This window comes from Escherichia sp. E13S3, from assembly GCF_004212325.1.
Taxonomy (GTDB): domain Bacteria; phylum Pseudomonadota; class Gammaproteobacteria; order Enterobacterales; family Enterobacteriaceae; genus Escherichia.
On record NZ_RHJR01000007.1, the window covers coordinates 25,921 to 43,750 of the forward strand.

The window sequence follows — 17,830 nt, forward strand, 5'->3', positions numbered from 1 at the left end:
AGTTTGCGTCGTATTTGCTACGCAGAGCGAGACGCTGTCGCCCCTGCGCGTGGTGGCAGCGCAAATGCCACCAGCGCCGGGATGAGATAAATAAACCAGACGGCGACTTCGCTGACGCTCGGCGCTTCCTGATAGCCAAAAATCCCTTCCATCAGCGTGCCAAACAGCGAGTGAGTTGAGAGCACCGCGCTCATATCGAAGGCGATTTCCTGAAAGTGGTTCCACAATCCGGCTTCATGAAATGCGCGAATGGCACCTGCCGCCAGCCCTGCGGCGACGAAGAGAATAAACAGGCTGGTCCATTTAAAAAATGCACCAAGATTGAGACGAATACCGCCCCAGTAGAGCAGGAAGCCGAGCACCACGGCAGTAGCAAGACCGAGCATTGCACCCAGCGGCGGCCAAATCCCGACATCTTGTTGAAATGCCGCCAGCAGGAAAAAGACCGACTCCAGCCCTTCCCTTGCAACGGCAAAAAAGACCATCATCACCAGCGCCCAGCCATGATGATTTCCACGCTGCAATGCGCTATCGACTGCCTGCTCCAGTTGCACTTTGACGTTGCGCGACACTTTGCGCATCCAGAAAACCATCCAGGTGAGGATCACCACGGCGATCACCGCCACGATACCTTCAAACAGTTCCTGTTCTTTTTGCGGAAATTCGCCGGTAGTTTCATTAATGAAGATACCCAAGCCCAGGCACAACGCAGCGGCAAGCAATACGCCAATCCACATCACACCAATCCACCGGCCTCGCTGGGTACGCTTAAGATAGCTGGCAATCAAACTGACAATCAGCGCGGCTTCAAGTCCTTCGCGCAACATAATGAGAAACGGAACAAACATGCCACCACCCTTAAACGTTTTTCTGAGTCAATCTATGCAAAGAAAAGTAAATCGCAGTGATAGCGATTATCATTACGGCGAGGAAAAACACAAGCAGAATGTAGTAATAGTGATGAGAAAATGTAAAATTTTTTTGAGAGAAAACACAGAGGGCAATCACCGATTGCCCTCTGCTTGCTTCCCATTATAACGTGGGATTTTCGTTAAAACGCCTTCCCTTAGCTTTCCTGCAACCGTGACGGCGGCGCTGAATGATAGTGCGCATCTGCTTCAGCAAAGCGTTTTTGCATCGCCGCTGACGGCGCTTTACCCAGCAAACTGAACACCACAATCCCGATACTGCCGAAGATGAAGCCCGGAATAATTTCGTACAGACCCAGCCAACCGAACTGCTTCCAGACGATAACCGTCAGCGCACCGATAATCATCCCCGCCAGCGCACCGTTGCGCGTCATGCGTGACCACATCACCGAGAACAGCACCACCGGACCAAACGCCGCGCCAAAGCCTGCCCACGCGTAGCTCACTAAGCCCAGCACGCGGTTTTCCGGGTTTGCCGCCAGCGCAATCGCCACCAGCGCCACCACCAGCACCATCACACGCCCTACCCACACCAGTTCTTTCTGGCTGGCATGTTTACGCAGAAACGCTTTGTATAAATCTTCGGTAATCGCACTGGAGCACACCAGCAACTGGCAACTTAAGGTTGACATCACCGCCGCCAGAATCGCCGACAGCAGAATCCCGGCAATCCACGGGTTAAACAGAATTTGCGCCAGTTCGATAAACACACGCTCGGCGTTCTGATTTACCGCACCCGCTACCGCCGGATGATCGTTAAAGTAAGCAATCCCAAAGAAGCCAACAGCCACCGCCCCTGCCAGGCAGAGGATCATCCAGGTCATACTGATACGACGCGCATGGACAATGCTGTGGTGAGAATCCGCCGCCATAAAACGCGCCAGAATGTGCGGCTGCCCGAAGTAACCCAGCCCCCAACCCATCAGTGAGATAATGGCAACAAAGTTCAGCCCTTTGAGCATATCCACGTTTTCGATGCTCTTTTGTTTGATCACTTCCAGCGAGTCACCAAAGCCACCGACACTGATAATGACGATAACCGGCGTCAGGATCAGGGCAAAAATCATCAGGCTGGCCTGTACAGTGTCAGTCCAGCTCACCGCCAGGAAACCGCCAATAAAGGTGTAAAGGATCGTCGCCGCAGCTCCCGCCCACAGAGCCGTTTCGTAGCTCATGCCGAAGGTGCTTTCAAACAGACGCGCGCCTGCCACAATGCCCGAAGCGCAATAAATGGTGAAGAACAGCAAAATAACCAGCGCGGAGATAATGCGCAAAATGCGGCTTTTATCTTCAAAGCGCCCGGTGAAATAATCCGGCAGAGTTAAGGCGTTATTATTGTATTCGGTATGCACACGCAACCGCCCGGCCACCAGTTTCCAGTTAATCCACGCGCCTAATGTCAGGCCAATGGCGATCCAGCTTTCGGAAATCCCAGAAAGAAAAACCGCGCCTGGCAACCCCATTAACAGCCAGCCGCTCATATCCGACGCACCCGCCGATAATGCCGTCACGAATGGCCCAAGGCTACGACCGCCCAGAATATAATCGTCAAAGTTTTTCGTTGATCGCCAGGCGATAAACCCAATCAATATCATGCCAAAGATATAGACACAAAATGTCACCAACATCGGTGTGCTAATAGCCATCTAAAGTCTCCAAAAATTATTATCGGCAATGTCGAAACTTGCCGTTATATCTGCCACCGGAACGGGGTAACAGAGTTTATGTTTTACCAGGGCGACCGTATCCTGCCGGAAGTGCTGGTTATTCACAATCGATTTAACACATCATTTACATCAAATTTTATTGCCCAGCGATACTATTTTTCATCAGGTTGCACTTCCTCACATTTTTTACGGTTGCACCTTTCAAAAATGTTAACTGCCGCAGAGAAAAAGTCTGCGTTACTTTTTTAATCCCTGTCATATCGATTTCTTTTATTAACATTTCATTCATTTTTAAGCTTGCTACGTAAGTCACATTTAACGCGGTTGCACAAAGTTGCAACATAATAGATATTTCACGATAACGTTAAGTTGCACTTTTCAGAACAACAGGAGTAATGGCATGGGAACCACCACCATGGGGGTTAAGCTGGACGACGCGACGCGTGAGCGTATTAAGTCAGCCGCGACACGTATCGATCGCACACCGCACTGGTTAATTAAGCAGGCGATTTTTTCTTATCTTGAACAACTGGAAAATAGCGATACCTTGCCGGAGCTACCTGCGCTGCTTTCTGGCGCGGCCAATGAGAGCGATGAAGCACCGACTCCGGCAGAGGAACCACACCAGCCATTCCTCGACTTTGCCGAGCAAATTTTGCCCCAGTCGGTTTCCCGCGCCGCTATCACCGCCGCGTATCGCCGCCCGGAAACTGAAGCGGTTTCTATGCTGCTGGAACAAGCTCGCCTGCCGCAGCCGATTGCCGAACAGGCGCACAAACTGGCGTATCAACTGGCCGATAAACTGCGTAATCAAAAAAACGCCAGTGGTCGCGCAGGTATGGTTCAGGGATTATTGCAGGAGTTTTCGCTGTCATCGCAGGAAGGCGTGGCGCTGATGTGTCTGGCGGAAGCGTTGTTGCGTATTCCCGACAAAGCCACCCGTGATGCGTTAATTCGCGACAAAATCAGCAACGGTAACTGGCAGTCACACATTGGTCGTAGCCCGTCTTTGTTTGTTAATGCCGCCACCTGGGGGCTGCTGTTTACCGGCAAACTGGTTTCTACCCATAACGAAGCCAGCCTCTCCCGCTCGCTGAATCGCATTATCGGTAAAAGCGGTGAACCGCTGATCCGCAAAGGTGTGGATATGGCGATGCGCCTGATGGGCGAGCAGTTCGTCACGGGCGAAACCATCGCGGAAGCGTTAGCCAATGCCCGCAAGCTGGAAGAGAAAGGTTTCCGTTACTCTTACGATATGCTGGGCGAAGCCGCGCTGACTGCCGCAGACGCACAGGCGTATATGGTTTCCTATCAGCAGGCGATTCACGCCATTGGTAAAGCGTCTAACGGTCGTGGTATCTATGAAGGTCCGGGCATTTCAATCAAGCTGTCGGCGCTGCATCCGCGTTACAGCCGCGCCCAGTATGACCGGGTAATGGAAGAGCTTTACCCGCGTCTGAAATCACTCACCCTGCTGGCGCGTCAGTACGATATTGGTATTAACATTGATGCCGAAGAGGCCGATCGTCTGGAGATTTCCCTCGATCTGCTGGAAAAACTCTGTTTCGAGCCGGAACTGGCAGGCTGGAACGGCATCGGTTTTGTTATTCAGGCTTATCAAAAACGCTGCCCACTGGTGATTGATTACCTGGTTGATCTCGCCACCCGCAGCCGTCGCCGTCTGATGATTCGCCTGGTGAAAGGCGCGTACTGGGATAGTGAAATCAAGCGTGCGCAGATGGACGGCCTTGAAGGCTATCCGGTTTATACCCGCAAGGTGTATACCGACGTTTCATATCTCGCCTGTGCGAAAAAACTGCTGGCGGTGCCGAATCTAATCTACCCGCAGTTCGCGACGCACAACGCCCATACGCTGGCAGCGATTTATCAACTGGCAGGTCAAAACTACTATCCGGGTCAGTACGAGTTCCAGTGCCTGCATGGTATGGGCGAGCCACTGTATGAGCAGGTCACCGGGAAAGTTGCCGACGGCAAACTTAACCGTCCGTGTCGTATTTATGCTCCGGTTGGCACACATGAAACGCTGTTGGCGTATCTGGTGCGTCGTCTGCTGGAAAACGGCGCTAACACCTCGTTTGTTAACCGTATTGCCGACACCTCTTTGCCACTGGATGAACTGGTCGCCGATCCGGTCTCTGCTGTAGAAAAACTGGCGCAACAGGAAGGACAAACGGGATTACCGCATCCGAAAATTCCCCTGCCGCGCGATCTTTACGGTCACGGGCGCGACAACTCGGCAGGGCTGGATCTCGCCAATGAACACCGTCTGGCCTCGCTCTCTTCTGCCCTGCTCAATAGTGCACTGCAAAAATGGCAGGCCTTGCCAATGCTGGGACAACCGGTAGCGGCAGGTGAGATGTCGCCCGTTATTAACCCTGCGGAACCGAAAGATATTGTGGGCTTTGTGCGTGAAGCCACGCCGCGTGAAGTAGAACAGGCGCTGGAAAGTGCGGTTAATAACGCGCCAATCTGGTTTGCCACTCCTCCGGCTGAACGCGCAGCGATTTTGCACCGCGCTGCCGTGCTGATGGAAAGCCAGATGCAGCAACTGATTGGTATTCTGGTGCGTGAAGCCGGAAAAACCTTCAGTAACGCCATCGCCGAAGTGCGCGAAGCGGTCGATTTTCTCCACTACTACGCCGGACAGGTGCGGGATGATTTCGCTAACGAAACCCACCGTCCATTAGGGCCTGTGGTGTGTATCAGTCCGTGGAACTTCCCGCTGGCTATTTTCACCGGGCAGATCGCTGCCGCACTGGCGGCAGGTAACAGCGTGCTGGCAAAACCGGCAGAACAAACGCCACTGATAGCCGCGCAAGGGATCGCCATTTTGCTGGAAGCGGGTGTACCGCCAGGCGTGGTGCAGTTGCTGCCAGGTCAGGGTGAAACCGTGGGCGCGCAACTGACGGGTGATGATCGCGTGCGCGGGGTGATGTTTACCGGTTCAACCGAAGTCGCTACGTTACTGCAACGCAATATCGCCAGCCGCCTGGACGCTCAGGGTCGCCCTATTCCGCTCATCGCTGAAACCGGCGGCATGAACGCGATGATTGTCGATTCCTCCGCACTGACCGAACAAGTCGTAATAGATGTACTGGCCTCGGCGTTCGACAGTGCGGGTCAGCGTTGTTCGGCACTGCGCGTGCTGTGCCTGCAAGATGAGATTGCCGACCACACGTTGAAAATGCTGCGCGGCGCAATGGCCGAATGCCGGATGGGTAATCCGGGTCGCCTGACCACCGATATCGGTCCGGTGATTGATAGCGAAGCGAAAGCCAATATTGAGCGCCATATTCAGACCATGCGTAGCAAAGGCCGTCCGGTGTTCCAGGCGGTGCGGGAAAACAGTGAAGATGCCCGTGAATGGCAAAGCGGCACCTTTGTCGCCCCGACGCTGATCGAACTGGATGACTTTGCCGAATTGCAAAAAGAGGTCTTTGGTCCGGTGCTGCATGTGGTGCGTTACAACCGTAACCAGCTGCCAGAGCTGATCGAGCAGATTAACGCTTCCGGCTATGGTCTGACGCTTGGCGTTCATACGCGTATTGATGAAACCATCGCCCAGGTCACTGGCTCGGCGCATGTCGGTAACCTGTACGTTAACCGTAATATGGTGGGTGCAGTGGTTGGTGTGCAGCCGTTCGGCGGCGAAGGGTTGTCCGGTACCGGGCCGAAAGCAGGCGGTCCGCTCTATCTCTACCGTCTGCTGGCGAATCGCCCGGAAAGTGCGCTGGCGGTGACGCTCGCGCGTCAGGATGCAGAGTATCCGGTCGATGCGCAGTTGAAAGCCGCATTGACTCAGCCGCTGAATGCACTGCGGGAATGGGCAGCAAATCGTCCAGAATTGCAGGCGTTATGTACGCAATATGGCGAGCTGGCGCAGGCAGGAACACAACGATTGCTGCCAGGGCCGACGGGTGAACGCAACACCTGGACGCTGCTGCCGCGTGAGCGCGTGTTGTGTATCGCGGATGATGAACAGGATGCGCTGACTCAACTCGCCGCCGTGCTGGCGGTGGGCAGCCAGGTACTGTGGCCGGACGACGCGCTGCATCGTCAGTTAGTGAAGGCATTGCCATCGGCAGTCAGCGAACGTATTCAACTGGCGAAAGCGGAAAATATAACCGCTCAACCGTTTGATGCGGTGATCTTCCACGGTGATTCGGATCAGCTTCGCGCATTGTGTGAAGCGGTTGCCGCACGGGATGGCGCAATTGTTTCGGTTCAGGGTTTTGCCCGTGGCGAAAGCAATATCCTGCTGGAACGGCTGTATATCGAACGTTCGCTGAGTGTGAATACCGCTGCCGCTGGCGGTAACGCCAGTTTAATGACGATCGGTTAAACAAGTAGCCGGAGGATGTTACTACCTCCTCCGGCATCTTTAACGTGGTCGAATCCCTTCAATAATAATCCGCTGCACGTTTTCAACCGTTTGATTGAAAAATACCTCATCGCGCAACGTCGCGCCTGTCACCGCCTCCACCTGAGGGGCGAAATCGGCGTAATGTTGAGTGGAAGCCCAAATCATAAAAATCAGATGCTGCGGGTCAATCGGCGCGAGTTTGCCGCTTTTAACCCAACCGGCAATCAGCGCCGATTTCTCATCAATTAATGCCTTCAAATCGCCCGTCAGTTCATCCATTAACAGCGGCGCACCTGCCAGCATCTCCATACAGAACAGGCGCGAAGCCTGCGGATAATCGCGGGAGACTTCCAGCTTCAGACGAATGTACTCTTTGATCGCCGCCAGCGGGGCGAAATCTTCACGAAACGCCTTTAACGGCGCCAACCAGATATCGAGAATTTGCCGCAGCACGGCTATATACAGCGCCTCTTTTGACGGGAAGTAATACAGCAGATTGGTTTTTGAAACGCCTGCCAACTCCGCGATCTGCTCCAGCCGTGTGCCGTGAAAACCGAATTGTGAAAAAGTGTCCAGTGCTGCGCTAAGAATCGCTTTTTTCTTCGCGCTTACTGCGCGCGAACGTTTACCCGTTGTTTTCACTGCGCCTTGCGTCATGCGCTCTCCCCTCTTGTAGATTGGCAACAGGATAGCAAAACCCCCGCCCGGCCTCGACCTTCTGCACTCTCATCGCGCACAGATGCATGTTTTATGTGCAACTGTTTTGACCGTTTAGTCCACTTTTTACCAGATATTTTAGATAACGCAATGTTAACACATTAATAACATTCACTTTTTAAAAACTGGCATCCGCTTTGCAAACAAGCCAATACGCGGCTGAAAAGGATATGCAGGATGCAGCGCCCCGTCTGACTTTCACTTTACGAGACGAAGAGAGGTTGATGATGAAAATTGGCGTATTTGTACCTATTGGCAACAACGGCTGGCTCATTTCGACACACGCGCCGCAGTACATGCCGACCTTTGAACTGAATAAAGCCATTGTGCAAAAAGCGGAGCACTACCATTTCGATTTCGCCCTGTCGATGATCAAACTGCGTGGCTTTGGCGGCAAAACTGAGTTCTGGGATCACAACCTTGAGTCGTTCACTTTGATGGCGGGGCTGGCGGCCGTGACCTCGCGCATTCAGATTTACGCCACTGCCGCCACCTTAACGTTGCCTCCGGCAATCGTCGCCCGTATGGCCACAACCATTGACTCCATCTCTGGCGGGCGTTTTGGCGTCAACCTCGTGACTGGCTGGCAAAAGCCCGAGTATGAGCAGATGGGTATCTGGCCTGGCGATGACTATTTCTCCCGTCGTTACGACTATCTCACCGAATATGTTCAGGTGCTGCGCGACCTGTGGGGCACGGGGAAAAGCGATTTTAAAGGCGATTTTTTCACCATGAATGATTGTCGCGTCAGTCCGCAACCGAGTGTACCCATGAAAGTGATCTGCGCCGGGCAAAGCGACGCTGGCATGGCGTTCTCCGCCCAGTATGCCGATTTCAACTTCTGTTTCGGCAAAGGCGTAAATACGCCTACGGCTTTCGCCCCGACCGCTGCGCGGATGAAACAGGCCGCAGAGCAAACCGGGCGCGACGTTGGCTCTTATGTGTTGTTTATGGTGATTGCCGATGAAACCGACGATGCCGCTCGCGCCAAATGGGAACACTACAAAGCGGGCGCGGATGAAGAGGCGTTAAGCTGGCTAACCGAACAAAGTCAGAAAGATACCCGCTCCGGTACTGACACCAACGTCCGTCAGATGGCCGATCCCACTTCGGCGGTAAACATCAATATGGGGACGTTAGTCGGTTCTTACGCCAGTGTCGCGCGCATGTTAGATGAAGTCGCAAGCGTGCCTGGTGCCGAAGGCGTGCTGTTGACCTTCGATGATTTTCTGTCGGGAATCGAAACCTTCGGCGAGCGCATTCAACCACTGATGCAGTGCCGCGCCCATCTCCCTGCGCTGACTCGGGAGGTGGCATGATGACAACCTTAACCGCTCGACCGGAAGCCATTACCTTCGATCCGCAGCAAAGTGCACTGATCGTGGTGGATATGCAAAACGCTTATGCCACGCCAGGCGGCTACTTAGATCTCGCCGGGTTTGATGTCTCAACCACTCGCCCGGTCATTGCCAACATTCAAACCGCCGTGACCGCTGCGCGAGCGGCAGGGATGTTGATCATCTGGTTTCAAAATGGCTGGGATGAACAGTATGTCGAGGCTGGCGGCCCCGGCTCACCGAATTTTCATAAATCGAACGCCCTGAAAACCATGCGTAAGCAGCCGCAGCTGCAAGGGAAATTGCTGGCGAAAGGCTCCTGGGATTATCAACTGGTGGATGAACTGGTGCCGCAGCCTGGCGATATTGTGCTGCCGAAGCCGCGCTACAGCGGTTTCTTCAATACGCCGCTGGACAGCATTTTGCGCAGCCGTGGAATACGTCATCTGGTTTTCACCGGTATCGCTACCAACGTCTGCGTCGAATCGACGCTACGCGACGGCTTTTTTCTGGAGTATTTCGGCGTGGTGCTGGAAGACGCAACACACCAGGCGGGGCCGGAATTTGCGCAGAAAGCTGCGTTGTTCAATATCGAAACCTTTTTTGGCTGGGTCAGCGACGTCGAAACGTTCTGCGACGCGCTTTCGCCCACGTCTCTTGCCCGTATTGCCTGAGGAACTTACTTATGCCGAAATCTGTAATTATTCCCGCTGGCAGCAGCGCACCGCTGGCCCCCTTCGTTCCCGGCACGCTGGCTGATGGCGTGGTGTACGTCTCCGGTACGCTGGCTTTTGATCAACATAATAACGTGCTGTTTGCCGATGACCCAAAGGCGCAAACCCGCCACGTTCTGGAAACCATCCGCAAGGTTATCGAAACTGCGGGCGGCACGATGGCGGACGTGACCTTCAACAGCATCTTTATTACCGACTGGAAAAATTACGCCGCGATTAACGAAATCTACGCCGAGTTTTTTCCGGGTGATAAACCGGCGCGATTCTGCATTCAGTGCGGACTGGTAAAACCTGACGCGCTGGTGGAAATCGCCACAATTGCGCATATCGCCAAGTGAGGCCGCGATGAAACTTTCACTCTCACCTCCCCCTTATGCTGATGCGCCCGTAGTGGTGTTGATTTCAGGTCTTGGCGGTAGCGGCAGTTACTGGTTACCGCAACTGGCGGTGCTGGAGCAGGAGTATCAGGTTGTCTGTTACGACCAGCGCGGCACCGGCAATAATCCCGACACGCTGGCAGAAGATTACAGTATCGCCCAGATGGCAGCGGAACTGCATCAGGCGCTGGTAGCCGCAGGGATTGAGCGTTACGCGGTGGTCGGGCATGCTCTCGGTGCACTGGTGGGAATGCAGCTGGCGCTGGATTATCCCGCGTCGGTAACTGTGCTGGTCAGCGTTAACGGCTGGCTACGAATAAACGCCCATACGCGCCGCTGTTTTCAGGTTCGCGAACGATTACTGTATAGCGGCGGTGCGCAGGCATGGGTGGAAGCGCAGCCGTTGTTCCTCTATCCCACCGACTGGATGGCGGCCCGCGCACCTCGCCTGGAGGCAGAAGGCGCGCTGGCACTGGCGCATTTTCAGGGCAAAAATAATTTACTGCGTCGACTTAACGCCCTCAAACGCGCTGACTTTAGTCACCATGCGGATCGCATCCGCTGCCCGGTGCAAATCATCTGCGCCAGTGATGATCTGCTGGTGCCATCAGCATGTTCCAGTGAACTTCATGCCGCCCTGCCCGATAGCCAGAAAATGGTGATGCGCTATGGCGGACACGCCTGCAACGTGACCGATCCCGAAACGTTTAATGCTCTGTTACTCAACGGGCTTGCCAGCCTGTTACATCACCGTGAAGCCGCCCTGTAAGGAATTGCTATGAATGAAGCCGTTAGCCCAGGTGCGCTTAGCACCCTATTCACCGATGCCCGCACTCACAACGGCTGGCGGGAGACACCCGTCAGCGATGAGACGCTACGGGAGATTTATGCCCTGATGAAATGGGGGCCGACATCAGCTAACTGTTCTCCGGCACGGATCGTGTTTATCCGCACCGCAGAAAGAAAAGAACGTCTGCGCCCTGCGCTTTCCAGCGGCAATCTGCAAAAAACCCTGACCGCGCCCGTCACCGCTATCGTCGCCTGGGACAGTGAATTTTATGAACGGTTACCACAACTGTTTCCCCACGGCGATGCCCGCAGTTGGTTTACCTCCAGCCCACAACTTGCCGAAGAAACAGCGTTTCGCAACAGCTCCATGCAGGCGGCCTATCTGATCGTCGCCTGCCGTGCGCTGGGACTGGATACCGGCCCGATGTCGGGTTTCGACCGTCAACACGTGGACGACGCCTTTTTTGCGGGTAGCACGCTGAAAAGCAACCTGCTGATTAACATCGGCTATGGCGATAGCAGCAAACTTTATCCGCGCCTGCCGCGTCTGTCCTTTGAAGAAGCCTGCGGGCTGTTATAAGGAGCAAACCATGAACATAGTTGATCAACAAACCTTTCGCGATGCGATGTCCTGTATGGGCGCGGCGGTCAATATCATCACCACGGACGGTCCTGCCGGGCGCGCCGGGTTCACCGCCAGCGCCGTCTGCAGCGTGACCGACACGCCGCCTACATTACTGGTGTGCCTGAATCGCGGGGCGTCCGTTTGGCCGATATTCAATGAAAATCGAACGCTGTGTGTAAATACACTTAGCGCCGGGCAGGAACCGCTTTCAAACCTTTTTGGCGGCAAAACGCCAATGGAACACCGCTTTGCCGCCGCCCGCTGGCAGACGGGTGTGACCGGATGCCCGCAACTGGAAGAGGCGCTGGTTTCGTTTGACTGCCGTATCAGCCAGGTGGTAAGCGTCGGCACCCACGACATTCTGTTTTGCGCCATCGAGGCGATTCATCGTCACGCCACCCCCTACGGGCTGGTGTGGTTCGATCGCAGTTATCACGCGCTGATGCGCCCTGTTTGTTAACCTCCTTAAGGAGACAGCTGATGGCAATGTTCGGTTTTCCTCACTGGCAGTTGAAATCGACCTCTACAGAGAACGGCGTGGTCGCGCCGGATGAACGATTGCCGTTTGCTCAGACGGCAGTAATGGGCGTTCAACACGCGGTGGCGATGTTTGGCGCGACGGTGTTAATGCCGATTCTGATGGGGCTGGATCCCAATCTTTCCATTTTAATGTCGGGGATCGGCACGTTACTGTTTTTCTTTATTACCGGAGGACGCGTTCCCAGTTATCTCGGTTCCAGCGCGGCTTTTGTTGGTGTGGTGATTGCTGCAACGGGCTTTAACGGCCAGGGGATTAACCCGAATATCAGCATCGCGCTGGGCGGGATTATCGCCTGTGGGCTGGTTTATACCGTCATTGGCCTGGTGGTGATGAAGATCGGTACGCGCTGGATTGAACGCCTGATGCCGCCCGTAGTGACGGGCGCGGTGGTGATGGCGATTGGCCTGAACTTAGCACCTATCGCAGTGAAAAGTGTATCGGCTTCGGCCTTTGATAGCTGGATGGCGGTAATGACGGTGCTGTGTATTGGGCTGGTGGCGGTGTTTACCCGTGGCATGATCCAGCGGTTGCTGATTCTCGTAGGATTAATTGTCGCCTGTCTGCTGTATGGCGTGATGACCAACGTTTTAGGGCTGGGAAAAGCCGTCGATTTTACTCTCGTCAGCCATGCTGCCTGGTTCGGTCTGCCGCATTTTTCCACTCCTGGTTTTAATGGTCAGGCGATGATGCTGATTGCGCCCGTGGCGGTGATTCTGGTGGCAGAAAACTTAGGTCATCTCAAGGCGGTCGCCGGGATGACCGGACGCAATATGGACCCGTATATGGGGCGGGCATTCGTCGGTGATGGGCTGGCAACGATGCTTTCCGGCTCTGTCGGCGGTAGCGGCGTGACCACCTATGCTGAAAATATCGGTGTGATGGCCGTGACAAAAGTCTACTCAACGCTGGTGTTTGTTGCTGCTGCCGTCATCGCCATGCTGTTGGGCTTTTCACCGAAATTTGGCGCGCTGATTCATACCATTCCTGCAGCGGTGATTGGTGGTGCATCAATTGTTGTGTTCGGGCTAATTGCCGTCGCAGGCGCGCGGATCTGGGTACAAAACCGTGTGGATTTAAGCCAGAACGGTAATTTGATTATGGTCGCGGTAACGTTAGTGCTGGGCGCGGGTGATTTTGCTCTCACGCTGGGCGGTTTTACGTTGGGAGGGATCGGCACGGCAACTTTTGGCGCGATTTTACTCAATGCGTTGTTAAGCAGAAAGTTGGTTGACGTTCCACCGCCAGAAGTTGTTCATCAGAAGCCATGAACAGAAAACCGCCGGGATTACCCGGCGGTGATGACTTTTTGACGAGCTTAAGAAAAAAATGCATTCGTCATTGATTAGCCCGGCTAGTTGTCGCTTTTGCCGTGACTGCTCTTGCCACCTTTTTTACCTGCTTCAGATGCGCGCTGCGGGTCATTCTTGAAATTACCCCCGCTGTGCTGTCCACCTTTTTTACCTGCTTCTGATGCTCTTTCGCGGTCTTCTGCAAAATTACCTGAACCGCCTCGATGGTTTGCCATTACTGACCTCCGTCTTGATGTAGACATCATATTGCATTGCATAGGATTAACGCGGCGTATGGCGGTGCCATATTTTCGCTACGTGGGACTAAGCTTAGTGAACTGACGCGGGTGGACCCGCGTTTGGTAATATCCTGCAACAGGTTCTGAGCGAGAATAGATATCATTTCCAATAATTATCCATAAGCCTCTCTTATGATTAAAAAAACGCTATGGGATAAAAATGTATCATTTTGCGACAAATTTACGCGCTTGTGAAAGTTGTTATAAATCAAATAAGTGGTTGTGAAATTTGCACTCTGAAAAGGACGTCTTATCTTTAAAAGAGTGGTAGCGAATCGCTACGGAATAGAGATAACACGAGGAGTGGTTAGAAATGGCTAAAGTTCTGGTGCTTTATTATTCCATGTACGGACATATCGAAACGATGGCGCGCGCAGTCGCTGAAGGCGCAAGCAAAGTCGATGGCGCAGAAGTTGTTGTTAAGCGTGTACCGGAAACCATGCAGCCGCAATTATTCGAAAAAGCAGGCGGTAAAACGCAAACTGCACCCGTTGCAACTCCGCAAGAACTGGCCGATTACGACGCCATTATTTTTGGTACGCCAACTCGCTTCGGCAATATGTCCGGGCAAATGCGTACCTTCCTCGACCAGACGGGCGGCCTGTGGGCTTCTGGCGCATTGTACGGAAAACTGGCGAGCGTCTTTAGCTCTACCGGCACTGGCGGCGGTCAGGAACAAACCATCACATCCACCTGGACGACACTTGCGCACCACGGCATGGTGATTGTCCCTATTGGCTACGCAGCGCAGGAACTTTTTGACGTCTCGCAGGTTCGCGGCGGAACGCCGTACGGCGCAACCACCATTGCAGGCGGTGACGGTTCACGCCAACCCAGCCAGGAAGAGTTGTCTATCGCACGTTATCAGGGGGAATATGTCGCTGGTCTGGCAGTTAAACTCAACGGCTAATCTTCAACAGGAGGATACGCATGCCAACTCAAGAAGCGAAAGCTCATCACGTGGGTGAATGGGCATCTCTGCGCAATACGTCGCCGGAAATAGCCGAGGCCATTTTCGAAGTCGCCGGGTACGACGAAAAAATGGCGGAAAAGATTTGGGAAGAAGGTAGCGATGAAGTGTTAGTCAAAGCCTTTGCTAAAACCGATAAAGATTCGCTTTTTTGGGGCGAACAGACCATCGAACGTAAAAACGTTTAATCAGCGACTCCCCCGCTTCTCGCGGGGGAGCTTTCTGTTATTTCACCGCTTCATTCAACACGTTATCAAACTTATCCATCGGGCAAAAACCGTTGGCATCTATCGGGCAGCCGGTTAATTCCAGCGTCACACGCTGCGCAGGGGCCTGCAACGTTAACGCATCGGCATTACGCAACTGTTCCGAACTCTGGTACACATATTCAATTTTCATCAAATCGCGATTAGCTTTGCTGTCATGCCAACGCTGGAAAACGATTTTGCCGCCAATCGGCGTGCGTTCGTTCTGGTCATGCAACTGATACGGTTTGAAATCCAGCGCCGTTAACAGAGAGGCAATGTTGGAGTCGTGCCCAACCAGCACTGTGATTTTCGGCGCACTGGCACGATCGGTAACCAAGGCTTTGTCGATATAACTGACCAGCGGTTTCGCGACATTACGCGCCACTTCCGGTGAAGTAAACAGGCTATCCTGGTAACCGTTTTTCAGTTTCGACAACACTTTCCATTGTTGATCTGATTTGATTTCCCCCCAGGCCACCTGATCCATCGGGAAACCTTCGTAGTATTGCAGGGTGAACGCGTCCACCAGCGAGTTGCCCACTTTTAGCGGCCCGGATACGCCTGGTTCTTCCTGATACTTCGCGCTAAAGGTATTTTTACCGTCCACCAGCGAACACTGCTGTTTCTCTTTGCAGGCTGGTGAATCTTTATAGTTAACGATTTTTTCCAGTAACTGGTAGCTGTCGGTAAGCTGAAGTTTGCCGAGCTCTTTTTCCATTGCCGCTACCGCCTGCTCACTGAATGCGGCGGAATCATCGGTGATCACCGGGTTAAAGGTTGGGTCCATAGTGCCCATTTTTTCCTGGTGATGCACAGGAATATCACACCCTGGGAATGCGCCGGTAATAAAGAACTGTGCGGTCGCAACGGTGCGTTGCAAACTATTGGCATAGGCATAAACGGTGTCCGGCGGCGGGCATTCACCTGTTTTCACTATTCCCTGCTCTGCCAGCCACTCACGCATGTAATGGCCCATATACACTTCCAGCACGCCGCCTTTGGTCGTGAGTTGTCCACCGGGAACATCCCACTCCGGCCATTTATTCGGCGTCGACTGCTCAAGCACACTGCCATTATTTGCCAGAGGCGCACGTAAGTTATGACGGCTCATGAGTAGCACTTGCTGTAGCTGATAGCCTTCCGGCACGGTCTGTGCCTGAGCATTCGAAGAGAGTAAAACCATCCCAGCCACGGCCGCAGCGATTAGCGTTTTTTTCATTCCCATCACCTCTTTAGTTATCAATCAATTAAGAGTGTGACAGAAATATGGCATTTTTCCGGGAACAGGTTCGCAATTTAGCAGATGACGAGGCGGGAAACCGTCAGGCGATAACGGACAGTAGTCGCGCTATCGCCTGGTTTGTATCGTTAAACTAATACCTGAAACAGCACGGCAAAAAGAATGATATTGGCAATGACAATGGCCCAACCGTTATAAAGCATATATTTCAGGTGAGTAGATTGTGCCAGCCCCATTTGACCAAACATATCCGATGACGGGAAAGGTCCAAACCAGTCCACTTGCGATGAGGCTAATAATACTGCCGTTGTTCCCTGTGGCGGCACTCCCGCAGCCATCAACATCGGACCAAATATTTTATGCGTGAAGGTCATCTGAGCAACAGCAGCACCTGGCACATGACCGATAATGTTAAAGGCAAAAATACAGAAGCAAAGCCATGCCGGAGATATCCCGGTTAACAGTGGTTGTGTGTATTCGAGCAATCCCTGATACGCCTGCAGGCTATCCATAAGTTCCAGAATCGGGTTATACAGCCAGTAGAGCAGAAACATCCACACCAGTCTGCCACAGCCTTTATACAGCGCTTGCAGGATCCCGGTTGGGCTTAATCCGCCCACCAGCCCGGTGATCAACGCCACCAACAGCATAACGATAATGGCAAAACTAAAACCTGCTTTTATCACTACGCCAATAACCGCCATCACAATAATGGTTGCAGCAAATGCCAGGGCGCTGAGTTTGCGACGACGATCGCGGGCAGGATCCTCGTCTTCCTGAGTTTTCTCAGAGAGATCCACTTCGTAGTGTAATTTTCCTTCCGTCATCTTCTGAATTCGCCCGGCCATTATCCAGCCAGCAAATAACGTCACGGCGCTCATTGGCAGCCCGACGTACATCAGGTATTGCGGATAAGTCAGGCCGCCGAGTTGTAAAATCGTCACGGTACTGGGAGTAAATGGCCCGGTAAACAATCCCACTGACCCCGCCGTCATCATCAGTGCAGCCACTGTAGGCGGTGTCAGCCGTACTGCCGCCGCCACGGGAATAATCACCGCAACAATAATGGCGTTGCCGCCCGCCATAGTACCCAGCGCGCCACAGATGAGAATGGATGAGACGACGATACCAAATTTGACCCGTGTCTGGCTGGAAAGCCCGATACGATGCACCACAAATTTGACCAGTTCAACGGCAGCTCCGGTACGTGTTGCCACTTCACCTACGCCTGCGCCAAGCATAATGATCAAACCAACAGTGGCGATAAACGATCCCGTCGATTTTGCCAGCATGGCGCCCATTTCAGGTAAGCCGGTGGAAGTCATTATCATCGCAATAATAATCGATGAAATAACCGCCAGAACAATATCGACGCCTATCAACGAGAGCACCGCTAACGCCACCAGTGGTGTAAAACCAAGCAGTCCGAGTTCATTACCTGGACGCCCCTGGCACCAGAACGCTATCAGTAAAAATGCAATCAATAACAAGCCAATAATGACATTCTTTTTGGTGATATTTTGTCTGGTTAGTGAACCACCAGCGAGCATTGAGTCACTCATATAACTCCTTAACCCCATCGAATCGACTTTCAATATCAGCCGATATATTTGGACAGCTCAGAAAATATCCCCCCTCGTTATTATTGTTAGCAAAATGCACTGAGGGTTTGTCCGGGTACTAC

At 53.3% G+C, this 17,830-nt stretch carries 17 protein-coding genes; 10 read left to right on the top strand and 7 right to left on the bottom strand.

What is annotated here, in order from left to right:
- Window positions 1-17 precede the first annotated feature (17 nt).
- The 3 genes from efeU to D9597_RS23100 form a co-directional block, all read right to left on the bottom strand.
- The gene (efeU, locus tag D9597_RS08120) at window positions 18-848 is read right to left on the bottom strand and encodes an iron uptake transporter permease EfeU (RefSeq protein ID WP_000497942.1); all 831 of its coding nucleotides are present in this window, start codon (window positions 846-848) and stop codon (window positions 18-20) included.
- A 218-nt stretch (window positions 849-1,066) separates the two neighbouring features.
- Window positions 1,067-2,575, bottom strand: a complete 1,509-nt coding sequence (gene putP / locus D9597_RS08125) for a sodium/proline symporter PutP (RefSeq protein ID WP_001018482.1) — start codon at window positions 2,573-2,575, stop codon at window positions 1,067-1,069.
- A gap of 157 nt (window positions 2,576-2,732) precedes the next feature.
- Window positions 2,733-2,939 (bottom strand): hypothetical protein, encoded by a 207-nt coding sequence (locus D9597_RS23100; RefSeq protein WP_135381141.1) that lies wholly within the window; start codon window positions 2,937-2,939, stop codon window positions 2,733-2,735.
- Window positions 2,940-2,996: 57 nt separating this feature from the next.
- Here D9597_RS23100 and putA point away from each other — a divergent pair, with 57 nt between their 5' ends.
- A complete protein-coding gene (gene putA / locus D9597_RS08130) occupies window positions 2,997-6,959 on the top strand; it encodes a trifunctional transcriptional regulator/proline dehydrogenase/L-glutamate gamma-semialdehyde dehydrogenase (RefSeq protein WP_130222074.1) in 3,963 nt (1,320 codons plus the stop codon).
- A 39-nt stretch (window positions 6,960-6,998) separates the two neighbouring features.
- On the opposite strand, the gene rutR is transcribed toward putA, so the two are convergent.
- A complete protein-coding gene (rutR, locus tag D9597_RS08135) occupies window positions 6,999-7,637 on the bottom strand; it encodes an HTH-type transcriptional regulator RutR (protein ID WP_000191701.1) in 639 nt (212 codons plus the stop codon).
- A 287-nt stretch (window positions 7,638-7,924) separates the two neighbouring features.
- Here rutR and rutA point away from each other — a divergent pair, with 287 nt between their 5' ends.
- Genes rutA through rutG form a run of 7 tightly spaced genes read left to right on the top strand, consistent with a single transcriptional unit; the run spans window position 7,925 to window position 13,368 of the window.
- A complete protein-coding gene (gene rutA / locus D9597_RS08145; RefSeq protein WP_130222256.1) occupies window positions 7,925-9,016 on the top strand; it encodes a pyrimidine utilization protein A in 1,092 nt (363 codons plus the stop codon).
- Window positions 9,016-9,708, top strand: a complete 693-nt coding sequence (rutB, locus tag D9597_RS08150; RefSeq protein ID WP_032255822.1) for a peroxyureidoacrylate/ureidoacrylate amidohydrolase RutB — start codon at window positions 9,016-9,018, stop codon at window positions 9,706-9,708. Before rutA ends, rutB begins: the two co-directional genes overlap by 1 nt.
- A gap of 11 nt (window positions 9,709-9,719) precedes the next feature.
- Entirely contained in the window at window positions 9,720-10,106 is a 387-nt protein-coding gene (gene rutC / locus D9597_RS08155; RefSeq protein WP_001126780.1) for a 3-aminoacrylate deaminase, read from the top strand.
- Between the two features lie 7 nt (window positions 10,107-10,113).
- Complete coding sequence (gene rutD / locus D9597_RS08160; protein ID WP_130222076.1) at window positions 10,114-10,914, top strand: pyrimidine utilization protein D; 801 nt, start codon at window positions 10,114-10,116, stop codon at window positions 10,912-10,914.
- A 9-nt stretch (window positions 10,915-10,923) separates the two neighbouring features.
- Complete coding sequence (locus D9597_RS08165; RefSeq protein ID WP_130222077.1) at window positions 10,924-11,514, top strand: malonic semialdehyde reductase; 591 nt, start codon at window positions 10,924-10,926, stop codon at window positions 11,512-11,514.
- Window positions 11,515-11,524: 10 nt separating this feature from the next.
- On the top strand, window positions 11,525-12,019 hold the full coding sequence (rutF, locus tag D9597_RS08170; RefSeq protein WP_130222078.1) for an NADH-dependent FMN reductase RutF: 495 nt from the start codon (window positions 11,525-11,527) through the stop codon (window positions 12,017-12,019).
- Window positions 12,020-12,039: 20 nt separating this feature from the next.
- On the top strand, window positions 12,040-13,368 hold the full coding sequence (gene rutG / locus D9597_RS08175; RefSeq protein WP_130222079.1) for a pyrimidine utilization transport protein G: 1,329 nt from the start codon (window positions 12,040-12,042) through the stop codon (window positions 13,366-13,368).
- Window positions 13,369-13,451: 83 nt separating this feature from the next.
- Here the strand turns inward: rutG and D9597_RS08180 are convergent, their stop codons facing one another.
- The gene (locus D9597_RS08180) at window positions 13,452-13,625 is read right to left on the bottom strand and encodes a general stress protein (protein ID WP_001273658.1); all 174 of its coding nucleotides are present in this window, start codon (window positions 13,623-13,625) and stop codon (window positions 13,452-13,454) included.
- A 376-nt stretch (window positions 13,626-14,001) separates the two neighbouring features.
- Here D9597_RS08180 and wrbA point away from each other — a divergent pair, with 376 nt between their 5' ends.
- A complete protein-coding gene (gene wrbA, locus D9597_RS08185; protein ID WP_001151442.1) occupies window positions 14,002-14,598 on the top strand; it encodes an NAD(P)H:quinone oxidoreductase in 597 nt (198 codons plus the stop codon).
- A gap of 20 nt (window positions 14,599-14,618) precedes the next feature.
- Entirely contained in the window at window positions 14,619-14,846 is a 228-nt protein-coding gene (locus D9597_RS08190; protein WP_001143120.1) for a YccJ family protein, read from the top strand.
- Window positions 14,847-14,883: 37 nt separating this feature from the next.
- Here the strand turns inward: D9597_RS08190 and agp are convergent, their stop codons facing one another.
- Window positions 14,884-16,125, bottom strand: a complete 1,242-nt coding sequence (gene agp / locus D9597_RS08195; protein ID WP_130215831.1) for a bifunctional glucose-1-phosphatase/inositol phosphatase — start codon at window positions 16,123-16,125, stop codon at window positions 14,884-14,886.
- A 149-nt stretch (window positions 16,126-16,274) separates the two neighbouring features.
- Window positions 16,275-17,708: a gluconate:proton symporter gene (locus D9597_RS08200; RefSeq protein WP_130222080.1), complete on the bottom strand. Its 1,434-nt coding sequence runs from the start codon at window positions 17,706-17,708 to the stop codon at window positions 16,275-16,277.
- Window positions 17,709-17,830 lie beyond the last annotated feature (122 nt).

What these genes read in the sequence shown, in the direction of transcription:
- rutF (WP_130222078.1), top strand. Translation starts at nt 11,525, where the DNA reads ATGAACATAGTTGATCAACAAACCTTTCGCGATGCGATGTCCTGTATG.
- putA (WP_130222074.1), top strand. Translation starts at nt 2,997, where the DNA reads ATGGGAACCACCACCATGGGGGTTAAGCTGGACGACGCGACGCGTGAG.
- rutR (WP_000191701.1), bottom strand. Translation starts at nt 7,637, where the DNA reads ATGACGCAAGGCGCAGTGAAAACAACGGGTAAACGTTCGCGCGCAGTA.
- D9597_RS08180 (WP_001273658.1), bottom strand. Translation starts at nt 13,625, where the DNA reads ATGGCAAACCATCGAGGCGGTTCAGGTAATTTTGCAGAAGACCGCGAA.
- rutB (WP_032255822.1), top strand. Translation starts at nt 9,016, where the DNA reads ATGACAACCTTAACCGCTCGACCGGAAGCCATTACCTTCGATCCGCAG.
- D9597_RS08165 (WP_130222077.1), top strand. Translation starts at nt 10,924, where the DNA reads ATGAATGAAGCCGTTAGCCCAGGTGCGCTTAGCACCCTATTCACCGAT.
- rutC (WP_001126780.1), top strand. Translation starts at nt 9,720, where the DNA reads ATGCCGAAATCTGTAATTATTCCCGCTGGCAGCAGCGCACCGCTGGCC.
- wrbA (WP_001151442.1), top strand. Translation starts at nt 14,002, where the DNA reads ATGGCTAAAGTTCTGGTGCTTTATTATTCCATGTACGGACATATCGAA.
- putP (WP_001018482.1), bottom strand. Translation starts at nt 2,575, where the DNA reads ATGGCTATTAGCACACCGATGTTGGTGACATTTTGTGTCTATATCTTT.
- efeU (WP_000497942.1), bottom strand. Translation starts at nt 848, where the DNA reads ATGTTTGTTCCGTTTCTCATTATGTTGCGCGAAGGACTTGAAGCCGCG.
- D9597_RS08200 (WP_130222080.1), bottom strand. Translation starts at nt 17,708, where the DNA reads ATGAGTGACTCAATGCTCGCTGGTGGTTCACTAACCAGACAAAATATC.
- rutG (WP_130222079.1), top strand. Translation starts at nt 12,040, where the DNA reads ATGGCAATGTTCGGTTTTCCTCACTGGCAGTTGAAATCGACCTCTACA.
- rutD (WP_130222076.1), top strand. Translation starts at nt 10,114, where the DNA reads ATGAAACTTTCACTCTCACCTCCCCCTTATGCTGATGCGCCCGTAGTG.
- D9597_RS23100 (WP_135381141.1), bottom strand. Translation starts at nt 2,939, where the DNA reads ATGTTGCAACTTTGTGCAACCGCGTTAAATGTGACTTACGTAGCAAGC.
- agp (WP_130215831.1), bottom strand. Translation starts at nt 16,125, where the DNA reads ATGAAAAAAACGCTAATCGCTGCGGCCGTGGCTGGGATGGTTTTACTC.
- D9597_RS08190 (WP_001143120.1), top strand. Translation starts at nt 14,619, where the DNA reads ATGCCAACTCAAGAAGCGAAAGCTCATCACGTGGGTGAATGGGCATCT.
- rutA (WP_130222256.1), top strand. Translation starts at nt 7,925, where the DNA reads ATGAAAATTGGCGTATTTGTACCTATTGGCAACAACGGCTGGCTCATT.